The following is a 4,163-nucleotide window of genomic DNA, read 5'->3' as shown; positions in this document are numbered from 1 at the left end:
TGTAAGAGTTGCCCGTTGCGATTCCACAGTTTTACTGTCTTATCATCACTGGCAGAGGCAATGGTTTGACCGTCGGGACTAAATGCCACGCCCCTAACTGAATTGCTATGACCTTGGAGGGTTTGTAAAACTTGTCCGTTGCGATTCCACAGTTTTACTGTCTTATCATCCAAACTGGCAGAGGCAATAGTTTGACCGTCGGGGCTAAATGTTACGCTATAAACCGAACTGCTATGACCTTGGAGGGTTTGTAAGAGTTGCCCGTTGCGATTCCACAGTTTTACTGTCTTATCATCACTGGCAGAGGCAATGGTTTGACCGTCGGGGCTAAATGCTACGCTATTAAGCGAACTGCTATTGCTTATACTGTCGGGGCTAAATGTCCTGTTATAACCTTGGAGAGTTTGTAATAGTTGCCCGTTGCGATTCCAAAGCTTCACCGTGTCGTCATCACTAGCAGAGGCAATGGTTTGACCGTCGGGGCTAAATGCCACGCCCCTAACTGAATCGCTATGACTTTCTAGTCGGTTACGTTCCTTGACTGCATAAATTACCTGCTGGAGTGTGGCTACTGCCAAAACGCGGGTATCTGGTTCTACATTTTTATTTGGTGTTTTAAGTCGTTTTCCTACCTTCAAGCCTGTAACTAAAGCATCAAGTTCTAAATTTGATGCCATCAGGTTTTGTGATTTGAGACTATCAGCGAGAATTTCGGCATTTATCCGACGTTTATCCGCATCTGCTTTAGCAGCGATTGCTTCCTGTTCTTTTACCTTGGCAAAATCTCGTTGCTTTTCAGCATCTACCTGTCTGTCTTTAGCTAATTGTTCAGCAGTTTTTGTTTTATCAAGTGCATTTGCTAACTTTGTTCCCCTGTCTTCAGCTAATTTTTGTGCAGACTTTGCTTGGTCTTCTCCTTTTTTAGCTCTTTCACTCTCTTTCTTAGCAATGCCCTTTTGCTTTTCTGCCTCCCGGCGCTGTTCCTCTGCTTTTTGCTGCTGTGTTCGCGCATTTGCAGCTTCTCGCGTTGCGTTATTGCCTTGAGTTTCTGCTTCTCGACGCTGTTTTTCTACCTCTTTGAGGGCATCTTGGGCAATCAAACGTTGGCCATTCACATACACAGCTACTCCCGTCATTAAAACCGAAAATACTACCAGTACGGCCACATAAGGTAGTGCAGGTTTTAGACGTTCCCACCTATCCCGCAAGTTAAACGGCAAATGTTTATTAATCCACTTGTAATCAAAGACTTGCCGATAGATTTTATTCCGCACCTGCAAAACATTATTCTCCCGCCGCACCACCCCCGATAGCTTTAAGTGAGATTTAGCTAAAGACTGCTCCTCATCAACAACCGCCCGCTTACCCCAGCGAATCTGGCGGTAAATAGTCAAAACCTCCGGGTCTGGTGCGCGTTTGGTGAGCATATCGCGGACAAACTGCAAGTTATTATCTTGCTCGCTCATTGCGCCAAAAAATGTGCTGTTAACTATTCTGTCTACATCGGCTGCGGATAAGATTCGATCCCCCCTAACCCCCCTTAAAAAGGGGGGAAGAATAGAACTGTTGCTAAGGGTGGTTGGGGAAATCTCCAAACCTGGAAGTTCATTGCCCCCCTTTTCAAGGGGGGTTGGGGGGATCAAAACCAAGGCACCACACAGACGCTGCGTTAAATAAGGATGTCCCCCCGTCCACTTCAACACCTGGTCTAATACCTGCTTGGCTTCATCGCTGGGTAATCCCAATCCCTCAGCGAAGGGTAAAGCTTCCTCAAAGGTAAAATCAGTTAAATCTACACGCTGTCCAATATTAAATGGTGTGCGCTTGGCATCGCGGATTAAATCGCCCGGAGTCGCTACCCCCATTAACACAAAAGAAAGCCGCCCAAATTCAGGATTAGTCGCACGGGCAACATAGAGATAACGAATTGCGATAAAAAAATCATCGGTAAAATCCAGGCTGAGGGTAGAGTCAATTTCATCGACAAAAATCACCACTTGCCCCTCAACCTCAGCCAGCAAAACCTTCTCAAAAAACTGTGTCAGCCGTTGCGATACTCCCAGATGCTCGTGTTCTTGCCACCAACTCACCACATTTGTATCAAACATAAGTTGGTCTTCCAGCTCGACCAAAAAGCCTAAATACCACTGTTCGGCTGTGACATTTTCCCCCAATTTTTGAAGGTCAACAATTACTGAGCTAATTCCCTTGTCCCTTAATGTTTCTGCCGTGCGTACCATCAAGCTAGATTTACCCATTTGGCGCGGCGTAAGAACATAGGCGAATATTGCCGACCGACATAAACCGAGTAATTCCTCATCAGCTTGGCGGGGAATGTAAATCCCACCACCAGCCTGCACCGTCCCGCCAACAGTGTAAATGGTTGGATTACCCACGAAGATGCTCCCGGAAATAATCGGTGTAAAGTTGACAACGGGGAAACACTACACGCCCTTCCCGGCGCACTAAACCTGCACCCCGCAAGCGGAAAAAGATGCGCTCATCTTCGCAGGTGTTCTGGTGAATTACTTGGAACATACCCTGAACCAACTCCTGTTTGTTATGCAGTCGGAAGAGGTGGTTACGTAAATGATTGCCAAAGGGGCCATTATCTGCGATCGCATTGGCAAATAATTCGGTAGGATAGAGGCGATCGCTAGCAACTGAGTAAAGTGCAAGCCTTACTAAATAAGGATGTCCACCTAGCAACGCTATTAATTGCTTTTCTTCGCTGGCGTTAAAGGGTGAACCATGACGGCGGTTTAAATCAGCAACCTGTGCTGCTGTAAAATCTTCTAAATCAATTACTAGCCCAACATTAAAGGGAGATTGGTTGAGATTATCAATTAGCTGGTAGGGTTCAGTGGAAGTAACCAGCGCTAAATCCAGTTGCTTCCAGATGGGAGTAGTGGCACGGCTATTGTGCCAGCTTCGCAGCATTCCAAAGAAATCAGAGCGAAAATCAGTATCAAATACCCTTTCAACTTCATCCATCGCTAAGACAATGGGGTTGCCAAACTCTTTCAGCAAATAGCGGCCGATGTAGCGAGTGCAACGCTGACTATTGCCCAAGGGCATATTCCAATACTCATCAACTTTGTCAGTCATTTCCAGTTCATCGGTTAACCAAGTACAGAACTGGCGAAAGAAAAGGTCAGCATTAGTTAAGGCGGCTTTATCAAATAATTGGAAATCCAGCAAAGCAACCCGCTTCCCTGCATTTACAGCAGTATTAATTGTGCGGATTAACAGCGAACTTTTGCCCATTTGCCGGGGGCCTTTTATTGTAATTGTCACACCCTGCCGCTCAATAGTTTCTAAAGTAAGTGCATCAGATGAGCGTTCTACGTAAAAAGCAGATTGCGATTCCATTGTCCCTTCCGGCATTTCCAGCGATACAGGTTGTGCTGAAGGAAAGGGACGGGGAAGAAGTGACGGCTGACTCTTCTGGAGTAAATCTACTTTCGATTTTTCTTCACTGATAGCCAATGCACCGCCAGAGACAGCCTGCAACAACTCTGCAATCAGGCGCGGCGTATCTTCTGCATCTTTCCAGAATGCCCAGTTAATCCCATTTAAGTAAGCACTCAAGGGATACAGGAACGGTTCTTGATACGCCAGACGCACCGGGAGAATTATCGGTCGTCCTGACTGTGATTTTGCCAAGTGGTGTGCTGTCTCTATTTCTGCCACCACCATCTCGCTGCTAGTTGACAAAGCAGAAAGGAAAGTAATGAAAAAATCAGCTTGGCGGATTTCTGCTTCAATACATTCAGCCCAGCGTGTACCAACAGACATGGTTTGGTCGATGAAGACTTTGTGCTGCTGCGATAGTGCTTGGAAGACTTGGAGCGCTACTGGTTCATCGGGGCTAGCATTACGCTTGTAGCTGATGAAGATGCGTTTAGCCTGTGAGTTTAACATTACTATTAACCTTGTCTTCCTTCAGCTTTTTGAGTAGAAAAGCTTATCTAATTGCGAGTCAATTTTGTACAGAAGTTGGGTAATTCTGTGCTTTGTCATCCAAGGGGATTTTTTCCCTATTTTGAAGATTAGCTGAACAAATTAGGATTTTATTCACAGCGCTATAGGAATCATATTTGATTTTTGAAAAAGACTACGAGATAATACTGAGGTAAATATCGGTCTAAGAGTGAACCATG

Annotated in this window: 2 protein-coding genes; both read right to left on the bottom strand. The window is 45.6% G+C overall.

The features are described 5' to 3' along the window. Window positions 1–2,396, bottom strand: a 2,396-nt coding sequence (locus G1O98_RS41295; RefSeq protein ID WP_345940637.1) for an AAA-like domain-containing protein, incomplete at its 3' end; no start/stop codon positions are given. Next, on the bottom strand, window positions 2,389–3,924 hold the full coding sequence (locus tag G1O98_RS37210; protein ID WP_163939341.1) for an AAA-like domain-containing protein: 1,536 nt from the start codon (window positions 3,922–3,924) through the stop codon (window positions 2,389–2,391). The genes G1O98_RS41295 and G1O98_RS37210, both read right to left, overlap by 8 nt. Window positions 3,925–4,163 lie beyond the last annotated feature (239 nt).

The sequence above is a fragment of the Nostoc sp. UIC 10630 genome, from assembly GCF_010747425.1.
Classification (GTDB): domain Bacteria; phylum Cyanobacteriota; class Cyanobacteriia; order Cyanobacteriales; family Nostocaceae; genus Nostoc.
Note: the sequence above shows the minus strand (reverse complement) of the source record. Positions and strands in the feature narration are given on the sequence as shown.